The sequence below is a fragment of the Cupriavidus sp. 2SB genome (genome assembly GCF_005503625.1).
Taxonomy (GTDB): Bacteria; Pseudomonadota; Gammaproteobacteria; order Burkholderiales; family Burkholderiaceae; genus Cupriavidus.
On record NZ_SCMX01000160.1, the window covers coordinates 1 to 2,914 of the forward strand.

Annotated in this window: 2 protein-coding genes; both read right to left on the reverse strand. The window is 66.2% G+C overall.

All coding sequences use genetic code 11. The annotated features are described in order from the left end of the window. On the reverse strand, positions 1 to 936 hold a 936-nt coding region (gene miaA / locus FFS21_RS31755; RefSeq protein ID WP_137928636.1), incomplete at its 3' end, for a tRNA (adenosine(37)-N6)-dimethylallyltransferase MiaA. A 6-nt stretch (positions 937 to 942) separates the two neighbouring features. Beyond that, positions 943 to 2,874: a DNA mismatch repair endonuclease MutL gene (mutL, locus tag FFS21_RS31760; RefSeq protein ID WP_137928637.1), complete on the reverse strand. Its 1,932-nt coding sequence runs from the start codon at positions 2,872 to 2,874 to the stop codon at positions 943 to 945. Between the last annotated feature and the right edge of the window lie 40 nt (positions 2,875 to 2,914).

Genomic DNA, 2,914 nt, shown 5'->3' on the forward strand with positions numbered 1-2,914 from the left:
CCCCACCTCCGCAACATAGTCCCCCCGCAGACAATCCACGCTGACGCGCTCCGGCGTGCTCCGCAACCACGTCAGTTGACGCTTGCACAGTTGCCGCGTGGCCGCGATGCCGCGTTCGCGCATCGTCGCATAGTCGCAATCCCCATCGAGATATTCCCAGACCTGCCGGTAGCCGACGCAACGCATCGACGGTAGCCCGAGGTGCAGGTCGCCCCGTGCGCGCAGACGTTCCACTTCGGCGATCAAGCCACCAGAGAGCATTGCGTCGAAACGTTCGGCAATCCGCGCGTGTAGCACGGCGCGGTCCGAGGGTTCGAGGGCGATGACGCGGAAGCGTGAATCGGCGGCGCCCGTGAAGGTGCGCGCATCAGCCTGGCGCGCGAGCAGCGCCGACATCGGTTGCCCGCTCAGGCGATGGATCTCCAGCGCGCGCTGGATGCGCTGCGCATCGTTGGGTGCGAGCCGCGCGGCGGTGACCGGATCTACCTCGGCCAGCATCGCATGCAGCGCTGGCCAGCCACGCTCGGCAGCCAGCGCATCGAGTTCGGCGCGCACGGCGGGGTCAGCTTGCGGCAGGTCGTTCAGGCCCTGCGTCAGCGCCTTGTAATAGAGCATCGTCCCGCCGACGATCAACGGCGTGCGGCCACGCGCGCGAATCTCGACAATCAGGCGCTCGGCATCGGTCACGAATTGCGCGGCCGAGTAGCTCTCCAGCGGATCAATGATGTCGATCAGGTGGTGCGGCGCGCTGGCGAGTTCGGCAGGTGTGGGCTTGGCGGTGCCGATATCCATCTCACGATAGACCAGCGCCGAATCCAGGCTGATGATTTCGACCGGCGTGCGCGCGGCCAGCGCCAGCGCGGCGGCCGTCTTGCCGGAGGCCGTCGGCCCGAGCAGGCAGACGACGGGCGGGAATTCAGAAGACTGCGATGACATGGAGGATTACTGGCCGCGCAGGAACAGGCGGTCCAGTTCGGTGACCGTGAGTTGTACCCAGGTGGGACGTCCGTGATTGCACTGGTCGGCGCGCTCGGTCTGTTCCATCTGGCGCAGCAGCGCGTTCATTTCTTCGACGGTCAGCTTGCGATTGGCGCGCACGGCGCTGTGGCAGGCCAGCGTGGCCAGCAGTTCGTTCTGGCGCTCGGCCAGCACGCGCGAGCCACCGAATGACTGCAAGTCACGCAGCACATCGCGCGCGAGCGCTTCGGCATCGGCCTGCTTGAGCAGCGCCGGAATGGCCCGCACGGCCAATGTCGTGGGTGACACCGGTGCGATGTCGAAGCCGAGCAACTGCAGCGTTTCCTGATGTTCCTCGGCGGCGCCGATTTCCACCGGGTTGGCGGGCAGCGTGACCGGAATCAGCAGTGGCTGCACGGCGAGCTCGCGCGCATCGAGACCGGCCTTGATCTGTTCGTAGAGGATGCGTTCGTGCGCGGCGTGCATGTCCACCAGTACCAGTCCGCGCGCATTCTGCGCCAGCACGTAGATGCCGTGCAGCTGGGCGATGGCATAGCCGAGCGGGTGGTCGCCTTCTTCCCCATCTTCATCGACGGGCAATCCCGACGGACGCTCGGGCAGACGGTCGAGCAGGCTGGGCGGCGCATCGGCACGGGCTGCCTCGGCATCTGCCAGCCACGCTGGCCGTTGCGAGGAAGGTTCCCATGAGCGGGCGACTGGTGATCCATCACCCGAGGTGGCGTCACGCACCATGCCCAGGTAGGCCTGGCGTGGCTGGGCAATGCCAAGTTCGCTCTGCCGGCCAGCGGAGTAGTTGATCCATTGTGGCGCGGCGCCCGGCACGCCACCCGCTGGCTTGGTCGTTGGCGACAGCCCAGCACCATCGCCAGTATCCGAATGCAGGCTGTCGCCAACTTCGCCAGCCTGGCGTGCCAGGCAACGCTGCACGGCGTGGTAGACAAACTGGTGGACGGCGCGCGATTCGCGGAAGCGGACCTCGATCTTCGACGGGTGCACGTTCACATCGACCAGTTCGGGTGGCAGGTCCAGGCAGAGCACGTACGAGGGAAAGCGGTCTCCGTGGAGCACGTCCTGATAGGCGCTGCGCACGGCGTGGTTCAGCAGCTTGTCGCGCACGAACCGGCCGTTGACGAAGAAATACTGCTGGTCCGGCCTGCCGCGCGAAGCGGTAGGCAGCCCGGCGAAACCATAGATGTGCAGCGCGTCGGCCAATTCATCGAGCGGCAAACGGGCACGCGCAAAATCGGCGCCCAGCACCTGCGCGGTACGCGTTGCCACATCGCCGGCATTCCAGTGTTCGAGCGGCTTGCCGTTGTGGTGAACGGAGACCGTGACATCGGGCCTGGCAAGCGCCACGCGTCGGATCATCTCCAGGCAATGCCCGACCTCGGTCTGTTCCGTTTTCAGAAACTTCCTACGCGCGGGCGTATTGAAGTACAGGTGCTGCACATCGATCATCGTCCCGACACCACCAGAAGCCGGTTGCAGATGGCCGGTATCGGCGCTGATCTGCGTGGCGTGTGCGGCATCGGCCGTGCGGCTGGTCAGGACGAGGTGCGAGACCGAGGCGATCGACGCCAACGCCTCACCACGGAAACCGAGTGTCAACACCGATTCGAGTTCGTCGAGCGAGGCGATCTTGCTGGTGGCGTGCCGCATCAGCGCAACGGGCAGTTCATCGGCAGGAATGCCGCAGCCGTTGTCGGTGATGACGATGCGCCGCACGCCGCCTTCTTCCAGCCGGATGCCGAGCTGGGTGGCGCCTGCGTCGAGTGCGTTTTCAAGCAGTTCCTTCACCACCGAGGCCGGACGTTCCACCACTTCGCCGGCGGCGATCTGGCTGATCAGCTGATCGGGCAGGGGACGGATAGGCCGGCCGGGTTGCGCGGTGCGCAAGGCGTTACTGGAGGTGGGGGTGGCGGCGGAAAGCTCGGGG